The organism is Microbacterium sp. Bi128 (assembly GCF_918698205.1).
Genome location: NZ_CAKKMM010001285.1, coordinates 1 through 1,452 on the forward strand (window position 1 = coordinate 1; position 1,452 = coordinate 1,452).

Genomic DNA, 1,452 nt, shown 5'->3' on the forward strand with positions numbered 1-1,452 from the left:
GCACCGGCCAGGCAGGCCTTCCAGAACGGCGTGAAGACCTTGTAGGGGCCCCCGCCGCCGGTGCGCACGGTCCAGGGCTCGAACATGAGGTTCGCCTGGAAGCTCGTGGCGTTGAGGCCCTCCCCGCCGGCCCAGCTCTTCAGGCCGGCGTCGACGGCGCGTTCAGGGCCGCCGTAGCGGCGGTTCCACAGCAGGGCGTCTGCCGACGTTTCCACCGCGAGGTCCTGGATGACCCGGGCGGCGGGGCCGCGGCGGAGCACCAGCCGCGAGCCCGTGGCCTCGAGCGCGGCGGCCAGGCCGGCCAGGGAATGGTGGAGCCACCACTTCACCGCCCCGCCCAGCGGCCGGATGCCGGGTGACTCCTCATCCAGGACATAGACGACGGTCAGGGGTTGGTGCAGGGCAGCGGCCTCCGCCAGAGCCGGATTGTCATCCAGCCGGAGGTCATCACGGAGCCACACAAGGGTCGCAGACATGGATCCACGGTACACGCGCGCCCGCCGCCGCGGGCGCCTGTGCGGGGAGACATGGGGCCATGCAGGGCACAACGAGGGCCGGGCCCCGGCGGGCGATCCTGAGGTGTCAGGTTCGTCCGCCGGAGCCCGGCCCCGGGCCCGAAGCGTGCAGCAGTCCTGCGGAAGCGCCGGACCGGCGGGTCAGAGCTTGTCGAAGTCGGCCTCCTCGACCGTGGAACCGGACTCGGCGCTCTTTTCGCCGGTGCCGATGGCAGCGGGGGCGCCGCCGGACTTCAGCGCTGCCAGCCGGGCTTCGATCTCGGTCTGCTCGCCAAGATCTTCCAGCGAATTGAACTGGGCGTCCAGGCTCGACTCGGCGAGCTCCTGCTGGCCGCGGACCTTGGCTTCCTCGCGGCGGATCTTCTGTTCGAAGCGGCCCACCTCGGAGGTGGGGTCCATGATGTTGATGCTCTTGAGGGCATCGTGGACCTGGCTCTGGGCCTGCACGGTCTTGGACCGGGCCACCAGCTCATTGCGCTTGCTGGTCAGTTCGTTGAGCTTGCCCTTCATCTGGTCGAGGCCGTGCTTGAGCTTGTCCACCACCTCGGTCTGGGACGCGATGCTCGGCTCGGCGGCCTTGGCCTCGTTCTCAGAACCCATCTGGCGCTGCAGGGCCACCTTGGCCAGGTTGTCGAACTTCTCGGCATCGCCGACGTCGCCCTTCGCCCGGTATTCGTCGGCCTTGCGCGAGGCTGCGAGGGCCTTTCTGCCCCAGTCCTGGGCGTTGCGGACGTCCTCGTTGTAGTCGTCCTGGAGCATGCGCAGGTTGCCGATGGTCTGGGCCACGGCGGACTCCGCCTCCGCGATGTTGTTCGTGTAGTCACGGACCATCTGGTCCAGCATTTTCTGCGGATCTTCGGCCTGGTCCAGCAGCGAATTGATGTTTGCCTTCGCCAGCTGCGCCATGCGGCCGAAAATGGACTGCTTAACCATGGTG

General features: G+C 68.4%; 2 protein-coding genes. Both read right to left on the minus strand.

What is annotated here, in order from left to right; genetic code table 11:
* Window positions 1-476: deoxyribodipyrimidine photo-lyase (locus LQV45_RS32050; protein WP_230011546.1), on the minus strand; the 476-nt coding region annotated here is incomplete at its 3' end.
* Between the two features lie 180 nt (window positions 477-656).
* A complete protein-coding gene (locus LQV45_RS32055) occupies window positions 657-1,448 on the minus strand; it encodes a PspA/IM30 family protein (protein WP_223913934.1) in 792 nt (263 codons plus the stop codon).
* Window positions 1,449-1,452: the final 4 nt, after the last annotated feature.

What these genes read in the sequence shown, in the direction of transcription:
- LQV45_RS32055 (WP_223913934.1), bottom strand. Translation starts at nt 1,448, where the DNA reads ATGGTTAAGCAGTCCATTTTCGGCCGCATGGCGCAGCTGGCGAAGGCA.